Source organism: Chryseobacterium sp. SSA4.19 (assembly GCF_022601875.1).
Lineage (GTDB): Bacteria > Bacteroidota > Bacteroidia > Flavobacteriales > Weeksellaceae > Chryseobacterium.
Window position 1 is genome coordinate 1 of sequence record NZ_JAKVIP010000025.1, and the last position, 17,758, is coordinate 17,758.

Here is a 17,758-nt window from a genome sequence, read left to right on the forward strand (position 1 = left end):
AAAATTTTTTGAGCTGTAAGGGCTCAAAATTTTCCAGAATAACTTTTTAACTTACACAGTTAGTGAGACACTACCTTTAAACAGCTAATCTTACAAATTATTAATTGCCTTTAGAATTTCTTCAGGCTCATCTTTCAACCCTTGAATGTGTTCTGCTTTATTTTCAAGAAGTTGTTTTGGCTCTGAAGCATTTTTAAACATTTCCTGCCCTTGCGAAAAAGGAATTGTTGTATCATTCTGACTGTAGATAAATAATTTTGGAAGACCTTCCGTATATTTCACATCTTCTTTGGCAGCATATACATTTTGTAACATTTGGTTAATAAAAGCTTTGTACTGAGGAGCATGAACGGAAGCAATATCTGCAAATGAAGACATTCCGCCATCAATAATTAATCCCGAAATTTTATCTTTGTTTTCTCTTGTCAGATGTACCGCAATTTGAGAACCTAACGAAGCTCCGTAAATATAAATCTTAGTGTTTCTAATTTCAGGTTTATTTAGTAAAAATTCAAACATCTTTTGTCCGTCAGCTGCTACATTAAGATGGGTTGGCGTTCCTGTCGATTTCCCATATCCTCTGAAATCGATCATCACTACTTGGAAACCGTCATCTACCAATGGCTTGGTGATATATTGATAGGTGGAAACATTTCCGTTGGCACCATGAAAAAAGAAAACGGTTTTCTTTTTAGTATTAATCTGAGGTTTTAAAAATAGTGCAGTAATCGTATCATTTTCTACAGGAAGCGAAATAAATGATGGGTTTGAAAATTCCAAAGGCTTCATTACTTTATCAGGCTGGTAAAATTTGTCATCCATTTGTGCTTTAGAAAAAAAGATGGTCAATAAGAAAAGTGCAGAGAATAAAAGTTTAGTTTTCATAGATTATTTTTATACTGCAAATGTAAACGCTGCCATCATAACTCACCAACAAATGATACCGATTTGTAATTTTTCCTTACTGAACCGTAAAAATCCCATTTTTTGTAATTAAAGTTGCTATATTAGGCAAAATTAGAATTCAAAAGGTTTATATATATCATTTGATTTTTCCCAGCAATCAACCATTGACAAAAAAAAATACGCTTAGGAAATTTAGAAATATTATTTTTTATCATTAAATTACTTATAATTCTTCCAAAGGATTCCAAAATAATTTTTTGAAATTTTTAATTCTAAAATTCTCTACCTCAATCCCTTCTGCTTCCAATCTTTTCTGAAAACCGGGTACAGATAACGTTCCGGAACTTGATATCACACGGTGCGCGGGGACATCTTCCGGACATCCGCCCATCGCTTTTCCTACATGGCGTGAGTGATTGGGATACCCGACCGCCTTTGCAATGGCCCCATAGCTTGTAACCCTTCCTTCCGGAACCAGCTTAGTGATTTCCCAGACCTGCTGCTTGAATATTTCGTTCATTTTTATTTTTCATTAAAGTTTAGCAAGAATATGTTGTTTGTTTGCCCATAAGCCGTTGGATTTTAAGCCTCACAATATGCTTTGCATTGTTTTTGATGATATTTAACAATTCTACTAAAGTCTAAAGTTATGAAAAAATCAGTGTTCAGATTTTTAAATAAGATCAATAAAATGGTATTGCCAAAATTAAGCGATAAAGACCCTACTCAACTGACCAAGCTACAGAAAGGTATTTTAGCCTACCGGTATTTCGTACTGGTTAATTCTATGGATTGATCTGCGTAAGGGATATGAAAGGCGCGAGCGCAGCGAGCGGTCTTATTGCTCCGGCAATGAGACCGGAACGAAGTGGAGCCTGGAAAAGCCCGGCCTGAATGAGTGAATGAAGCACAGCGGAATGAACGATTGAAGGATACGCCCAAAAAGAAAAACCTATCCTACAAATAAAAAGCGCCCGAAGACCGGACGCTTATATAAATTTTATTTAATGCTTCAGCGTATTAGTTCTCCAGAATATAAGAGAACATCAATGGGGCACAGATGGTTGCATCACTTTCAACGATAAATTTCGGTGTAGTGATATCCAGTTTTCCCCAGGTAATTTTTTCATTCGGAACCGCTCCGGAATAAGAACCGTAAGAAGTCGTAGAATCTGAAATCTGACAGAAATATGACCAGAACGGAATGTCATGCATTTCCATATCCTGATACAGCATCGGAACCACGCAAATCGGGAAATCCCCTGCAATACCTCCACCAATCTGAAAGAATCCTACTCCTTTTCCTGCCGAATTTTTGGTATACCAGTCTGCCAGATACGTCATATATTCAATACCAGACTTCATCGTGGTAGCCTTCAGTTCACCTTTAATGCAATATGATGCAAAAATATTTCCCATGGTAGAATCTTCCCAACCCGGAACTACAATCGGAAGATTTTTCTCTGCTGCTGCAATCATCCATGAATTCTCTCTTGGAATTTCATAATATTGCTCTAAAACCCCTGAAAGTATCATTTTATACATAAATTCATGCGGAAAATACCTTTCACCTTTTGCTTCAGCATCTTTCCAGATTTCAACAATATGTTTTTGTAATCTCCTGAAAGCTTCTTCTTCCGGAATACAGGTATCCGTAACCCTGTTCAAGCCTCTTTCAAGAAGATCCCATTCATCCTGTGCGGTTAAATCCCTGTAATGAGGAACTCTTTCGTAATGAGAATGAGCTACCAGATTCATCAAATCCTCTTCAAGGTTCGCTCCTGTACAGGAAATAAAATCCACTTTATCCTGACGGATCATTTCTGCAAGGATTTTTCCCAACTCTGCCGTAGACATAGCTCCTGCCAGAGTGATCATCATTTTTCCGCCTTCTTTAAGATGCGCAACATATCCTTTGGATGCATCCACCAAAGCGGCTGCATTGAAGTGCAGGTAATATTTTTCTATGAATTCTGTAATCGGTTTGTTCATTATGATAATTTTTGCAAAGATAAAACTTAAAAACGGAATGTGGCCGCCGCGCTTAAAGAAACTCTGTGTAAACCTTCTTTTTGATCATCATCAAAGTCGTAGGTAACCCCGTTGATTTTCATTTTGGTAAGTGTTCCTGCCGTAAGTCCGAGTTTCGGACCGATTAAAATATTTTTCGTGATTTGATATTGATAGGCAAAATTAAGCTCAGCTCCCAAATTAGAGCCTGTTCCCTTTACATTTGCGGTTTTAGTGGAATAAGAAATAACACCCAATCCCATATCAATGAACATTTTATGCCTTGTTTCCCCACTGAAGTTGGAAATCATAAGGGCCGGTCCGTAAAAATTGATCTGGTCTTTTGTCGTTACCGGAACTGATACCGGCATATTGTTCACATAACCCAGAATATATCCGTCGCTGGATGCACTGTAATTGGAATATTTTAGCCCGACCGAGACGATATTGCTCACCTCGTAATAAGCCGAAATATCGAAATTCATTCCGCTTTTAAGTCCTTTTACATATTCTTCTTCCTCTCTGGAAAGTCCTGAAATTGTTTTTGTAGTTCTCCATGCATACCCTACGGATGGAATAATTGAGAATTTTTGAGCGGTTGAAAAAGCCGATATAGAAATGAATGCGGCTACAACAAGTTTCTTGATCATTAGTTTACTATTTTCGCGCAAAAATATATGAATAATCTGAATTATGCTCAGAAAAGAAACAATTTAACACACGATTGCAGTGGCATCAAATTTAATGTTCAGAATGAAAATACCATTAATACCTGAATTTTCTGTTTTCTTTTTTATCAGATAATTTCTTTTTGGTGTCAAGCCTTTTCTGTTTCTGTCCTTTAGAAGGCTTTGTTGCGAGACGTTTTTTAGGAATAACAAGCGCCTGATCTACAAGTTCAAGAATTTTCTCAATGGCTTTATTTTTATTGGCCAGCTGTGTCCGGCTCTCAGAAACATTTAAAAACAGGAACCCTTCCGTATTGATTCTGTTTTTTAATTTATTATGGATTAACTCTTTTTGATTCTCATTAAAAAATTCAGATTCAGCAACATTCCAAAGTACGGTCACGGAGGTTTCCACCTTGTTTACATTCTGGCCTCCTGCCCCGCTGCTTCGGGACGTTTTAAAACCAAGTTCTTTTGAAAAATCTTTCATGCTCTTGAGCTGTTAATAAGGTAAGGGTTACAATATTTTTTTCAATTCGATTCTGCTTATTTTTCCGTTAGGCGTTCTTGGTATTTTTTCCACGAAAATAATCTCTTTCGGCTTATGAAATTTTTTTTCAAACGGTATTTCCCAAATCTTTTTAATGATCTCCTGAGATTTTGCTCCTTCGATAACAAGTACAAGCTTTTGCCCAAGCGTATCATCTTCCATGCCTAAAAAAACAACTTCATTAGAAATTCTTTTTTTAACCAAAGCTTCCAGTTGTTCCGGAAAGATCTTAGCTCCTCCGGAATTAATCACATGATCGATTCTTCCTAAAAACCTGAACTGATTTCCACTCCTTATTTCAACTAAATCATTCGTTTGTAAAACCTCATCATTCAAAGCCGGAGCAAAAATGGCAAGGCATCCCCGGTCATCTTTAGAAATTTTCACTTCATTAAATACCGTAAAATAATCTTCCGGTTCGGGAAAAACCTGTTTTAAGGCAATATGCGAAAGTGTTTCAGACATTCCATACGTTTCAAAAATCAAGTTACTGTCAGGAAGATCATTATTAAAAATTGCTTTTCTTAAAGACTCGGATACGGCCGCTCCTCCAATAATCAGATTTTTAATCAAAAACAGTTTATCCATTGAATTTTCTACCTGAAGCGGTGTCATGGCACAGAAGTTTATTTTTCCGTTCAGTTCTCGCAGAGGTTTTACAGAGGGATCAACAATCATTAATTTTAGTTTTCGGACTATAGACCGTACTATCATCATTTTTCCCGAAATGTATTCCACCGGAAGACAAATAAGAGCCGTATTTCCTTCTTTCAAACCTAGAAAGTTACAGGTCATCTCTGCTGAGCTGATCATTTTGCTTTTTTCAATATCAAAAATTTTCGGAATCCCTGTAGAGCCCGAGGTCTGTACTTTTACTGTATCATTATCAGAAAACCATTCTTCCAAAAAAATTTTGATTTTTATTTCAAATTCGGTTTTAAACGGTAAAGGGTTATCATTGAGATTTTTAAAGTCTACCAGCATTATAATCGTAAATAAAAAGTATAGTAAATTTAAAAAAAATTTAAAAACTTCTTGCAAATAATGAAAAAAGCTGTAAATTTGCACCACTAAAACAAACACAGACTCATGGTGTAGCGGTAACACTACTGATTTTGGTTCAGTCATCTGGGGTTCGAATCCCTGTGAGTCTACGGAAACCATCCTTTTTGGATGGTTTTTTTATGCAGATTACTAAGCTACTTATGTCAGAGAGTTCAGGTTCCAAGTATCTTCTTAAGTTGACTTAATTTTAAAACTCAATTCAATTATTCAATAATTGAAAATAATATATGACATATCTATCTTCTTCATAATAAAAACTTATCAGGTACTTCGATGCCCTTCTGCTTCATATATTCTACAAGATCATGATACTTATCTTCAAAATCATTTCCGCATTTGTGGGAGATGCTGCAGATATCGGAAGGTTTGATCTCAAGGATAGCAGATATTTTAGTAAGGATATCGAGATTGATCTTTACTTTGGAGTTTTCAATATCTGAATAAGCCTTCTGTGAAATTCCCATTTCAAAAGCCATATATTCCTGAGTAAAGTCCTTATTTCTCCTGATTTTTCTGATATTTTGACCGCAAATTTTCATCACTTTTCTTTTAGTAGTTTTCAGTATATTTTAGAAGTATACCTATTAGACTTCCACAAAGTTAGTGAATACCTTTGTCAAAACATTACCACACTACATGATATTTATTTAACGGAGTTTTAGGCTGATCATTCATATAAAAGCTTTTGCCTTCAGAATAGATATCACTTCAGTACAATACATTGGAATTATGGAGACGCAACAATTTACTTATGACAACAGCATTGTCAAGGCATTTCTCTATGCTACGATCGCATTTGGCCTGGTAGGCTTCCTACTCGGACTTACGGCCGCCCTGATGCTTTTCTACCCTGAACTCCCGGAATTTCTGTTCGGAACAGATGACACCACCATCAAAAGCCTTGCTTCAGGAAATATCCAGGGACTGATTAATACCCAGGGAGCATTAGGCTTCGGAAGAATCAGGATGCTGCATACCAGCGCCGTAATTTTTGCGTTTGTCTGTAATTCATTTTTCTGCGGAGCCTATTACAGCATGCAGCGGTTACTGAAAACCAGAATGTACAGTGATACTTTATCATGGATCCATTTCTGGACCTGGCAGATCATGATTATCAGTGTCGTGATTACATTCTTAATGGGAATCAATACCTCAAAAGAATATGCGGAACACGAATGGCCGATTGATATTTTAATTACGATTTCATGGGTCATTTTCGGGATCAATATGTTCGGGACCATTGCCAAGAGAAGAGTACGGCATTTATATGTAGCCATCTGGTTCTATATCGGAACCTGGATTGCGGTTGCCATGCTTCATATTTTCAACAACCTTGAAGTTCCATTATCATTTACCAGCTGGAAATCCTATTCGATTTACGCCGGAACAAAAGATGCTCTGGTTCAATGGTGGTACGGTCACAATGCGGTAGCTTTCGTACTGACAACTCCGGTTTTAGGTTTGATGTATTATTTCTTACCAAAAGCCGCAGACCGACCTGTTTTTTCTTATAAACTTTCAATTATTCACTTCTGGTCACTCATCTTCGTTTACCTTTGGGCTGGTCCTCACCACCTCCAGTACACTTCCTTGCCTGCGTGGGCTCAGGCGGTGGGAACAGGTTTCTCCATCATGCTGATTGCTCCATCCTGGGGAGGTATGTTAAATGGACTTCTTACGTTAAGAGGAGCCTGGGACAAAGTAAGGGAAAACCCAATCCTGAAGTTCTTCGTGGTAGCCGTTACCTGTTATGGGATGGCCACATTTGAAGGTCCGCTTTTAGCAACAAAATCATTAAACAAGATTGGACATTACACAGATTGGGTGATTGGTCACGTACACATCGGGGCATTGGGCTGGAACGGTTTTATGGCTTTCGGTATTGTTTACTATCTGATTCCTGTGATGTGGAGAACTAAATTATATTCGGTAAAACTGGCTAATTGGCATTTCTGGCTGGGAACTTTAGGAATTATCTTCTATGCGGTTCCTATGTATATCTCAGGATTTACGCAAGGATTGATGTGGAAGCAGTTTAACCCGGACGGAACACTGGTTTGGAAAAACTGGCTGGATACCGTAACCGCTATTATCCCTTATTATAAGCTGAGATTTTTAGGAGGCATATTTTATCTGTCAGGAGCCATTTTAATGGTAGTCAATGTCATAAAAACCATCAAAGCCGGTTCATTCCAGAAAAACGTCCCTGCAGAAGCCCCGGCTTTAGCACAGATAGGAAGCAGAAGAAAAGAAGGTGAAGGCGTACATTTATGGATCGAAAGAACACCTAGACTTATGGCCATACTGGCTTTTATCACCATCGCTATAGGTGGTCTGGTAGAAATCATCCCGACCTTAACATTAAAACAAAGTGTTCCAACGATTACTTCAGTAAAGCCTTATTCTCCGTTAGAGCTGGAAGGCAGAGATCTTTATATCAGAGAAGGATGTAATGCCTGCCACTCACAGATGATCAGACCGTTCCGTGATGAAATTGTACGGTTTGAAGGAAAAAACGGACAGTATTCCAAAGCAGGAGAATTTATTTACGACAGACCATTCCTTTGGGGATCTAAAAGAACCGGGCCGGATCTTCACAGAGAAGGCGGAAGAAACCCCGATTCATGGCACTTCAAACATATGTACAACCCAAGAATTACGTCCGCAGGATCAATCATGCCGCGTTTTCCATGGCTGATCACCAATAAACTGGATAAAAAGCAGATGGTGGATAAGATGAAACTGATGAAAAATTATTTCGACGTTCCATACACCAAATCCCAGATCGATTCTGCCAATCAGTGGGCAAACCATCAGGCAGAGGGTATTGTAAAAAGAATTTATGCCGAAGCTACAGATGTCAAGCAGCAGGTAGAGAAAGACAGAATAGCAAAAGGAAACTCATTTGTACCTCTTGAACAGAGAGAGATTGTAGCCATGATTGCTTACCTGCAAAGACTGGGGACAGATATTAAAACAACACAGATACAAACTGCAAGTGCTGAATAATTTAAATCAATCAACATGAAAACAAGAACTCCCGTCTCCGTATACATTTTTGTTACCATTGGCTTAACCATTATGGCGTTCGAAATGTTCGCACCAGGTTCAGGATACTTTTCTTCTCCGTTTTTCTGGGGGTTGATGGCCATTGCGGTTATTCTGCTGCTCATTATGAATTCCATCGGGGATTTAATTGAAAATCAGAATTTCACCCATTTATCGGATGAAGATAAAGCAGCATACATCAAAGAAAAGAATACACCATATTTCCAAAAGCTCTGGAATTCGGCCTTCAAAAAGCAGCCGGCTACGGAAGAAAAAGATATTCTGATTGATCACGGCTTTGACGGGATCACAGAACTCGACAACTCCCTCCCCAAATGGTGGGTCGGACTTTTCTACTTCGGGTTTATTTTCTGTGCGGTATATATGGCAGCATTTGCATTCACAGATTATGCCCATCCCGAAGCGGAATTAACGGACGAGACCAAAATCATGCTTGCTTCTATTGAGGAATTTGAAAAAACAGCACCTCAGATTACTCTTGAATCGGCAAAATATAATGCAGATTATGCTGCTGAAGGAAAAGAACTTTTTAAAACCAATTGCGTAACCTGCCATGGAGAAAACGGAAAAGGTGGAATCGGACCAAATTTAACAGACACACACTGGATCAATATTAAAGAAAAAAGCCTGTTTAAAAATGTTTTCTGGATGCTTGAAAACGGTTCGCCCAATAATCCCACCATGCGTCCTTTCATTAAGGAAGGAACCATTACGGGAAGAGATGCAGAAAAAATTGCAGCCTATATTTATCATATCAATCAGGAAACCCCGCCTGTTACTCCACAGCAGGGAGGTGCGGCTCCACAGGGAGAATCCGTACACTGGGAAAACGGGAATAATTAAAAATTATAAACTCAAATATATTTAAACCATGGAAATAGCCCCCTTTTTATAACTAAACTAAATTTCATTTTTGCTAAACCTTTTCAACAAGATAAAATGATAAAAGGGGGCTTTTAAACAAACTTAATCCCGGCTTTGGCTGTCTTCCATCAGCTTATTCACTAATAGTTAATCAACTAAATTCCATAATAGGCAGCCAAGGCAGGATTTTTGCATACATAAAGGGTACCATAACAGGATAACAGTACATTTAGTATTGTTATATTTGTTTTAAACCTATCACTCTTGAAATTGAAATTTACCAAAAGAAAACTCTTAAAGCGTTTCGTAATAACCATTATATCCATATTGGTTTTTTTTACGTTGCTTATCTTTAGTTTAAGACTTCCGGCCGTTCAGAATTTTATCAAAGACAAACTGGTTGTTTACCTGGAGAAAAAAATCAAAACAAAAGTAAGCCTGGAAAGGGTTTACATAGGGTTTCCAAACAGCCTTGTTATGGAAAACCTGTATTTAAAGGGTCAGGATATCGATACCCTTTTAGCTGTTAAAAAGCTGGATGTCGGATTGAATATGATGAAACTGATCAGCTCCACAGCAGACATCACCTCGGTAGATCTTGAAGGCGCAAGGGCCAACGTGGTCAGAAAGCCTGACGGTAAATTTAATTTCGATTATATCCTTGATGCCTTTGCCACAAGTGATAAAGAAGAAAGCCCTTCCAAGCCCTTCATTATTTCTCTGGATAAAATCAGGCTGAAAGATATTGGTATTACTTTTAATGATCAGCAGTCAAGAAATGATATTAAAGTCTATTTTAAATCTTTTGATACGAGAGTAAAAACTTTTGATCTCCAAAATAATTCTTATGCGGTTAATGACATCAATCTTGATGGATTAAACTTAAAGTTGAAACAGGATCTCATAGAAGAAGTTTCAAAAAAAGTAGAAAAGAAAGTAGATTCACTGAACAATAAAAAGCCGATGCAGCTTGGTTTAAGAGGAATCAAACTCACCAACTTCAATATTGATTACGGAGATGACAATACCAAAACTTTTGCTAAAGTCCTGTTTAAAGAATTAAGTACAAAAGTCAACAAGCTGGATCTGGAAAACAATGCGTATAATGTTGACAATGTTTTTCTTTCAGGAGCGGACATTAACGCCAATCTTTATCTTCCGGCTCAGAATGCAAATCCTAAAGACAAAAACGAACCTGAAGTTTCAAAAAAATCAGACCAGCAGAAAGCACTGGCATTGCTTTTAGGCAAACTGGTTCTGAATGATGTAAAAGTAGTTTACAATAATACCGCAATTACTCCTACAAAACAGGGAATGGACTTCAATCATCTCAATTTTTCCAAACTGAATGTTGAGGTAAGGAGTTTCAAAATGCAGAACAATACATTTGCGGGACAGGTAAATTCAGCAGAAATTCAGGAATCCAGAGGACTGGATATCCAGAAATTTAATACCGATTTTGTATATAATGAAAAGGAAGCTTATTTAAAGGATCTCTATCTTCAAACCCCGAAAACGGTTTTGCGTGATGAGGTCATTCTGAATTATAATTCCATTGGGCAGCTAAGTTCAAATCTAGGAGCCGTAAAAATATCAGCCAATATAAAAGATTCAAAAATAGGATTCTCTGACATTTTAAATCTGGTTCCGACATTAAGAGGTACAGCTCCGTTTAATAAATATCCAAATGCAATTCTCAATGTGAATGCGAATGTAAAAGGAAATGTTAATGACCTTCTGATCAACAACCTTAAAGTTTCAGGTCTCGACCAATTGAGAGTGGCCGCATCAGGAAGAATCAGGAATGCGATGAATCCTGAGAATTTATATTATGATTTGAAAATCGCAGAATTGTCTTCATCAGCAAGAACCATCTTTAATCTGGTTCCGAAAAATACCATTCCTTCCAATATTTCCCTGCCTTCCAATATGAGCATTAAAGGAACTGCGAAAGGAACGACCAAAGTAGTAAATGCCAACCTGAACCTTTACTCTACTCTTGGAAATGCAGCTGTTATTGCCAAGGTGGATATGCGCAGAAAAAACCGTGAACTGTATGATGTGAAAGCCAATCTTCAGGGTCTGCAGATCGGAAAGATTATACAGAACAAAGATATAGGAGCAATTTCAGCGCAGATTTATGCTAAAGGTGAAAGTTTTGATTTTAAAAATGCCAATGCGGACCTCAGAGGGCATGTTGCTTCAGCTGTGTACAAAGGATACCGTTATCAGAACATGAACCTGACCGGGAAAATCAGACGTGGTGCCTACAACATCATTTTAAATTCAAAAGATCCGAATGCCAACCTAATGTTGACTGCTTCTGGAATTTACAGTAATAAAAATCCTACGGTAAAAGTCAATGGTACGGTGATCAAGCTTGACCTGAACAAATTAGGATTCTATAAAGACCCGATGATCCTCGCCGGAAAAATAGACGGTGATTTTAAGAATCTGGATCCCGATCATCTAAATGGATATTTAAATCTTAAGGACTTTGCTTTTTCTGATGCAAAAGAAATTTATCCGATCCAGGAAGTGAATTTAAAAGCCTCTTCTACGAATGATTCTACCAATATTGTTTTCAATTCTCAGATTGCGGATGTAGAACTAAGAGGAAAATATAAACTGACCCAGATTTTCGGAGCATTAACTCAAACCGTTAATCAGTATTATCAGTTCCAGAAACCCGCAAAAGTTCAGAAGATCCAGGCCGGGCAGTTTTTCACCTTTAATGCCAAGATTAAGAATGATGACCTGATCAGGAAATTTGTGCCGGAGCTGAAAAGCTTTGAGACCATTAATCTGGTCGGAAATTATGATGCCGATTCTCAGAAGATTGAAATCGACGGACAAATCCCGCGGGTTCTGTATGGGGAGAATTCTATTGAAAATGCGGCCATCAGGGTCACTAATGAAAACCAGGCTTTACAGTATAATCTTAGCGTTGCCTCATTAAAAAGCTCCAGTTTTGCTTTAAACAGGGTAAATGTAGGTGGAGATGTTGCCAATAACATCATCAATTATAACATCACCACTAAAGACGAAAAAGATGAAACCCAGTTCCTGATTGCCGGTAATGCAAAATCAATGAACGATATTACGGAAATTTCATTAAATCCGGATGGCTTGAAATTAAATTATACCAACTGGACTGTAGGAGAAGGAAATAAAATCCAGATCAGCAACAAGGGAATTCTTGCAGATAACTTTAGACTTTCGAATGCAGGCAGTGAAATTTTACTTCAGTCGGAAACCCAGTCACCCAACGCACCTCTTAATGTTTCGCTGAAAGATTTTAAAATAGAGACCATCACAGAACTGATAAAAAAGGATACGGTTCTGGCAAGAGGTACTATTAACGGAACAGCACAATTGCGTGATCTGACGAAGAAGATGACCTTTACTTCTGATTTAAATATTTCTGATTTAATTGTGTATGGAAGTCCGGTTGGAAACCTTGCCGTAAAAGTGAATAATACATCTTCCAATCTTTTAAGAGCAGATATTAATCTGTCAGGAAATAATAATGATGTGAAGATTCTCGGAGATTACAATACCTCATCAAGTACTTTTGACCTGAATATGACCATTAACCAGTTACAGATGAAATCAGTGCAGGGATTCTCCATGAATGCAATTACCAACACGGAAGGATATATTTCAGGAAACCTGAAAATTACAGGAACTCCTAAACAGCCTAATATTTTAGGTAAAGTGAAATTCAATGATGTAGGACTGGAAATTGCCAAAACAGGAAGTGATTTCAGAAAACTGAATGATGACATTGATTTTACCAACCGCGGAATTGAGTTCAATGATTTCAAAATCAATGATAAAGATGGGAATTCACTCGTTATTGACGGGCAGGTCCTAACCCAAACCTACAGGGATTTCGCATTTAATTTTGATGTGAATGCCAAAGATTTCAAAGTGGTGAATTCTGAAAAATCCAATGATGCCATCATGTATGGAATTCTTGCTATTGACGCAGGACTGCATATCAGAGGCAACCTGGATTTACCAAAGGTGGATGGAAGACTGGCTGTTGCCGACAATACGGATTTTACGTTTGTACTTCCTCAATCCTCCCCTACATTACAGGAAAGAGAAGGTATCGTTGAGTTTATAGACCAGGACCAGGTGGCTTTAAATAAAACCATTAAAGCAGATTCTTTAAACAGCCAGACCCATATCAAAGGAATGGATGTAAGCGTGAATATTGAACTGAGCAAAGAGGCCAAACTTTCTTTATTAATTGATAAAGCCAACGGGGATTTCGTAAAACTCCAGGGTGAAGCGGAACTTACCGGCGGAATTGATCCTTCAGGAAAAACCACTCTGGTGGGTGTTTACGAAGTGGAGTCCGGAAGTTATGAAATGACCGTCAGTGTCTTAAAGCGTAAGTTCGATATTCAGAAAGGGAGCACCATTACGTGGACCGGGGAACCGACCACTGCGAATCTCGACATTACAGCGGTATATACCACCGAAGCCGCACCAATTGATCTTGTGGAGCAGCAGATCAGCGGGGAAAGTTCAGGCATCCTGAATCAGTTTAAACAGAGGATTCCTTTCAATACTTTACTAAAGATGAATGGTGAACTGCTGAAACCCGTTATTACTTTTGATATTACAACCGCTGAAAAAAACAATGCTGTTTCCTCTACCGTTACAGATATTGTAGACCAAAAACTGTCTCAGCTGAGAACCCAGGAGTCTGAAATGAACAAACAGGTTTTTGCCCTGCTGCTGCTTAACAGATTCATCGGGGAAAATCCGTTCCAGTCCGGGGCCGGACTTTCCGGAGAGATGATGGCCAGACAGAGTGTAAGTAAAATTTTATCACAGCAGCTGAATAACCTGGCTTCGGATCTTATCAAGGGAGTCGATCTGAATTTTGACCTGGAATCTTCGGAAGATTATTCTACCGGAACACAAAATACAAGAACCGATCTGAATGTAGATATCAGCAAAAAATTGCTTAATGACCGCCTGAAGGTTTCGGTAGGAAGTAATTTCGGTCTGGAAGGTGAAGCCCGCCAGAATGAAAGCATGACCAATATTGCAGGTGATGTAACAGTGGACTACAGCCTTTCCAAAGATGAGAGGTACATGCTCAGGGCTTACCGTAAAAATGAATATCAGGTTGCTCTTCAGGGTCAGATTGTAGAAACAGGGCTTGGATTCATCATCACTTTGGACTATGACAAATTCCGGGATATTTTCCAGAAGTCAAAAAATAAGAAGCAGAAAGAATCCAGAAAGAACAAGCAGAACCAAGTTGTAGAATTTAAATAATGAAAAAAAACTATAAAACATACTTCAGATATATATTAACGTTCGGAATGGCTTCGGCAACCCTTTCCTGCAGCAATACGAAATACCTGAAGCAAGGACAGATGCTATACACCGGCGCAAAGATTAATATAGAGAATGACACCATTTCCAAAAATGAAAAAAAGGATCTTAAAGCAGCTCTTGAAGCCAATCTTACGCCTAAGCCGAATTCATCATTTTTAGGATTAAGACCAAAGTTATTTTTCTACAATATTGCTAAAGAACCTAAGAAAGAAAAAGGCTTTAATTACTGGCTCAAATATAAAATAGGCGAAAAACCGGTTCTCTTAGGTGATGTAGACCGTGAGTTCAATAAAGAAATTATTGAAAACTATTCTGAAAACAAAGGTTACTTCAATGCCAGCGCAACTTATGATACGGTTTCCAAAAATAAAAAAGCCCAGGTGATCTATACCGTAAGGCCGGGAGCCCGATATCTGATCAGTGACGTTAAGTTTCAACAGGATTCTTCATTGGTTAATAAAGAAATCCGAAATACTGCTGCAAATACTTTTTTGAAGAAGGGAAAGCCGTTCGATCTTGATATAATTAAATCTGAAAGACAGAGGATTGACAACAGTTTAAAGGAAAAAGGGTTTTACTATTTTCATCCCGATAATATTATCGTACAGGCAGACAGTACGATAAGTAAAAACCATAAGGTTGAACTGAACGTGAAGCTGAAAGACAACACACCGGAACTTTCGACCCAGCAGTTTAGTATTGATAAAGTAGTCGTTTTCCCTAATTATAATATCCAGGACGTAAAAAACGGAAAATACAAGATTCCTATGGATACGGATTCGATTCAGAAATATGCTTATCAGGACATTTATGTTATCGACCCCCAGCATAAATTTAAACCTAAAATTTTTGACAGGGCTTTATATTTTAAAAAAGGCGACCTATATAACAGGACCAACCATAATCTTACTTTAAACCGACTGATCAGTTTAGGCGTTTTTAAATTTGTAAAAAATGAATTTGTTGTTTCAGACTCTCTGCAGCATAAGTTTGATGCCTATTACCTCCTGACACCGAGAGAGCTTCAGTCACTTCGGCTGGAAGCCTTAGGAAGAACGAATTCCGCCAACTATGCAGGAAGCGAACTTAACCTGAACTGGACCCACAGAAATTTTTTCAGAGGTGCGGAGCAGTTTAAAGCTTCCGTTTACGGAGCTTTTGACGTACAGATCGGAGGTCCGGAAAATGCCAAAAATATTTTCAGGGCAGGAAGCAATGTACAGCTTTCGATTCCGAGGATCGTAGCGCCTTTCCGTTTTAATTCTTCCAGCGCCTTTGTACCGAGAACCAATATCACATTGGGTTACGAATTCCAGAACCGTACGGAATATTATACATTAAATACATTCAGCGGTTCATTCGGATATGTATGGAAAGAAAACGTGAGGAAAGAACATGATTTAAAAATCCTTGATGTTACGTTGGTTGCGCCCGCAAAAGTAACTCCTTTGTATGATTCAATATCAGCAAACAGTGATGCAATGAGAAGAGTTGTTCAGAAGCAATTAATTTTCGGACCAACCTATTCTTACACATATACAACTACAATGCTTCCGAGAAAAAATACAATCTATTATAAAGGAACTTTAGATCTTGCAGGAAATATTACAGGTTTGGTAACAGGCGCAAATGCAAAAAAAGATAAGGAAAAAACTATTTTCGGAGTACCGTTCAGCCAATATGCCAAAATAGAAAATGACTTCAGGTTCTACCATAAGTTCACCGAAAAGACATCTTTAGCAACAAGGCTTATTGCCGGTGTAGCTTATCCTTACGGAAATTCTGAACACATTCCTTTCTCAAGACAGTTTTTTTCAGGAGGGAGTAACAGTGTGAGAGCTTTCAGGGCGAGAACTTTAGGTCCCGGAAGTTTTGATCCGAGAACTATTCAGGAAGGTTATTATTTTGATCAGTCAGGCGATGTGAAACTGGAACTGAATGCAGAATACCGTGCTAATTTATATAAATTTTTAAATGTTGCCGTTTTTGCAGATGCCGGAAACGTATGGCTTGTGAATGAAGATGCTGAAAGGCCGGGCGCAAAATTTTCTAAAGAATTCCTTAGCGAAATTGCCGTAGGAGCCGGAGTTGGTCTAAGACTTGATTTCTCTATTTTAATTTTAAGGCTTGATCTGGCGATGCCGCTTCGGGTACCTTATTATCAAAGAGGTGACCGATGGGCTTTTGATAAAATTAATTTCGGGGATTCCAACTGGAGGAGAGATAATTTGATTCTGAACATTGCCATCGGTTATCCGTTCTAAATTTTTATACATGGTAAAAAGAGCAAAATTTTTCTGGGAAACATTAAAGGAAACCTATACCCAATGGAACAATTCTTCAGCATCGAATGATTCGGCGAGTCTGGCTTATTATGCTATTTTTTCGATTCCGGGTCTGCTGATTATTATTATATGGATTGCCGGCTATTTCTTTGGCCAGGAAGCGATCAGCGGAGAAATCAGTAAACAGATAAGAGGTGTAATGGGAGCTGAGGCAGCAAAAAGTGTTGAAGCCATGATTGCAGGAGCCTTAATTGACAAAGAAAATATTATTATGAAAATTATCGGGATCGGTTCGCTTGTATTCGGTTCCACCACTCTTTTCTTCCAGTTGCAGCGTTCTTTAAACAGCCTTTGGGATGTACAGGCAGCTCCCAAGAAAGCATTTACTAAGTTCTTACTAGACAGAGCCAATTCATTGGGAATGATTCTTATTCTTGGATTTTTACTGATGGTCACGATGATCCTTTCGAATCTGATCAGCTTTTTTAATAACTGGATTACTTCTTATTTCGGTTTTGAAACCTATCTGGTTATTGAGGTGATTAATTATTTAATCGGCTTTGGAGTGGTTATGCTTTTATTTGCCCTCATGTTTAAAGTATTGCCGGATGTTCAGATCGGGTGGAAACCCATCTGGGGAGGAGCTTTCCTTACTGCAATCCTGTTTACGCTGGGGAAATTCCTATTAGGGCTTTATTTTGGGACTGCACAGCCAACCTCTACTTTCGGAGCAGCCGGAACGGTAATCTTAATTATGATGTGGATTAATTATTCCTGTATGCTGGTCTTCTTCGGAGCAGAATACACCAAGGTGTACGCTCTAAAAAAAGGATATAGAATTGTCCCTTCCAAACATGCCAAGTGGAGCGAAGCTAAAATGTATCAATACAGCCTGAAAGAAGAAAAAAATACGAAAGCACCGAATACACTTCAGAAAGATTCATTATCCTCGAATATATGATATATAAAAAAGGCCT

General features: G+C 38.2%; 13 protein-coding genes and 1 tRNA gene. 7 read left to right on the forward strand and 7 right to left on the reverse strand.

What is annotated here, in order from left to right:
• Positions 1–90: 90 nt before the first annotated feature.
• Together MKJ01_RS15310 and MKJ01_RS15315 are read right to left on the reverse strand one after the other, a co-directional pair.
• Positions 91–885, reverse strand: a complete 795-nt coding sequence (locus MKJ01_RS15310) for an alpha/beta hydrolase (protein ID WP_241614973.1) — start codon at positions 883–885, stop codon at positions 91–93.
• A 244-nt stretch (positions 886–1,129) separates the two neighbouring features.
• Positions 1,130–1,426: an MGMT family protein gene (locus MKJ01_RS15315; RefSeq protein ID WP_241614974.1), complete on the reverse strand. Its 297-nt coding sequence runs from the start codon at positions 1,424–1,426 to the stop codon at positions 1,130–1,132.
• Positions 1,427–1,555: 129 nt separating this feature from the next.
• On the opposite strand from MKJ01_RS15315, the gene MKJ01_RS15320 reads away from it, so the two are divergent.
• Complete coding sequence (locus tag MKJ01_RS15320; RefSeq protein ID WP_241614975.1) at positions 1,556–1,702, forward strand: hypothetical protein; 147 nt, start codon at positions 1,556–1,558, stop codon at positions 1,700–1,702.
• 224 nt (positions 1,703–1,926) lie between these two features.
• Here MKJ01_RS15320 and MKJ01_RS15325 read toward each other — a convergent pair whose 3' ends face one another.
• The 4 genes from MKJ01_RS15325 to MKJ01_RS15340 all read right to left on the reverse strand — a co-directional run bounded on the left by MKJ01_RS15325 (position 1,927) and on the right by MKJ01_RS15340 (position 5,118).
• Entirely contained in the window at positions 1,927–2,898 is a 972-nt protein-coding gene (locus tag MKJ01_RS15325) for a deoxyhypusine synthase family protein (protein ID WP_241614976.1), read from the reverse strand.
• Between the two features lie 26 nt (positions 2,899–2,924).
• Complete coding sequence (locus MKJ01_RS15330; protein WP_241614977.1) at positions 2,925–3,566, reverse strand: hypothetical protein; 642 nt, start codon at positions 3,564–3,566, stop codon at positions 2,925–2,927.
• A 115-nt stretch (positions 3,567–3,681) separates the two neighbouring features.
• Positions 3,682–4,074: an alternative ribosome rescue aminoacyl-tRNA hydrolase ArfB gene (arfB, locus tag MKJ01_RS15335; protein ID WP_241614978.1), complete on the reverse strand. Its 393-nt coding sequence runs from the start codon at positions 4,072–4,074 to the stop codon at positions 3,682–3,684.
• 27 nt (positions 4,075–4,101) lie between these two features.
• Complete coding sequence (locus tag MKJ01_RS15340) at positions 4,102–5,118, reverse strand: AMP-binding protein (RefSeq protein WP_241614979.1); 1,017 nt, start codon at positions 5,116–5,118, stop codon at positions 4,102–4,104.
• 99 nt (positions 5,119–5,217) lie between these two features.
• Here MKJ01_RS15340 and MKJ01_RS15345 point away from each other — a divergent pair.
• Positions 5,218–5,288: transfer RNA gene (locus tag MKJ01_RS15345), tRNA-Gln, on the forward strand.
• Between the two features lie 156 nt (positions 5,289–5,444).
• On the opposite strand, the gene MKJ01_RS15350 is transcribed toward MKJ01_RS15345, so the two are convergent.
• The gene (locus MKJ01_RS15350) at positions 5,445–5,738 is read right to left on the reverse strand and encodes a helix-turn-helix domain-containing protein (protein ID WP_241614980.1); all 294 of its coding nucleotides are present in this window, start codon (positions 5,736–5,738) and stop codon (positions 5,445–5,447) included.
• 190 nt (positions 5,739–5,928) lie between these two features.
• On the opposite strand from MKJ01_RS15350, the gene ccoN reads away from it, so the two are divergent.
• From ccoN to MKJ01_RS15375, 5 genes are all read left to right on the forward strand, one after another.
• Positions 5,929–8,208, forward strand: a complete 2,280-nt coding sequence (gene ccoN, locus MKJ01_RS15355) for a cytochrome-c oxidase, cbb3-type subunit I (RefSeq protein ID WP_241614981.1) — start codon at positions 5,929–5,931, stop codon at positions 8,206–8,208.
• A gap of 15 nt (positions 8,209–8,223) precedes the next feature.
• On the forward strand, positions 8,224–9,111 hold the full coding sequence (locus MKJ01_RS15360) for a cbb3-type cytochrome c oxidase N-terminal domain-containing protein (protein ID WP_241614982.1): 888 nt from the start codon (positions 8,224–8,226) through the stop codon (positions 9,109–9,111).
• A gap of 285 nt (positions 9,112–9,396) precedes the next feature.
• The gene (locus MKJ01_RS15365; RefSeq protein WP_241614983.1) at positions 9,397–14,433 is read left to right on the forward strand and encodes a translocation/assembly module TamB; all 5,037 of its coding nucleotides are present in this window, start codon (positions 9,397–9,399) and stop codon (positions 14,431–14,433) included.
• The gene (locus MKJ01_RS15370) at positions 14,433–16,760 is read left to right on the forward strand and encodes a BamA/TamA family outer membrane protein (RefSeq protein ID WP_241614984.1); all 2,328 of its coding nucleotides are present in this window, start codon (positions 14,433–14,435) and stop codon (positions 16,758–16,760) included. Before MKJ01_RS15365 ends, MKJ01_RS15370 begins: the two co-directional genes overlap by 1 nt.
• 10 nt (positions 16,761–16,770) lie before the next feature.
• The gene (locus MKJ01_RS15375; RefSeq protein WP_241614985.1) at positions 16,771–17,742 is read left to right on the forward strand and encodes a YihY/virulence factor BrkB family protein; all 972 of its coding nucleotides are present in this window, start codon (positions 16,771–16,773) and stop codon (positions 17,740–17,742) included.
• Positions 17,743–17,758 lie beyond the last annotated feature (16 nt).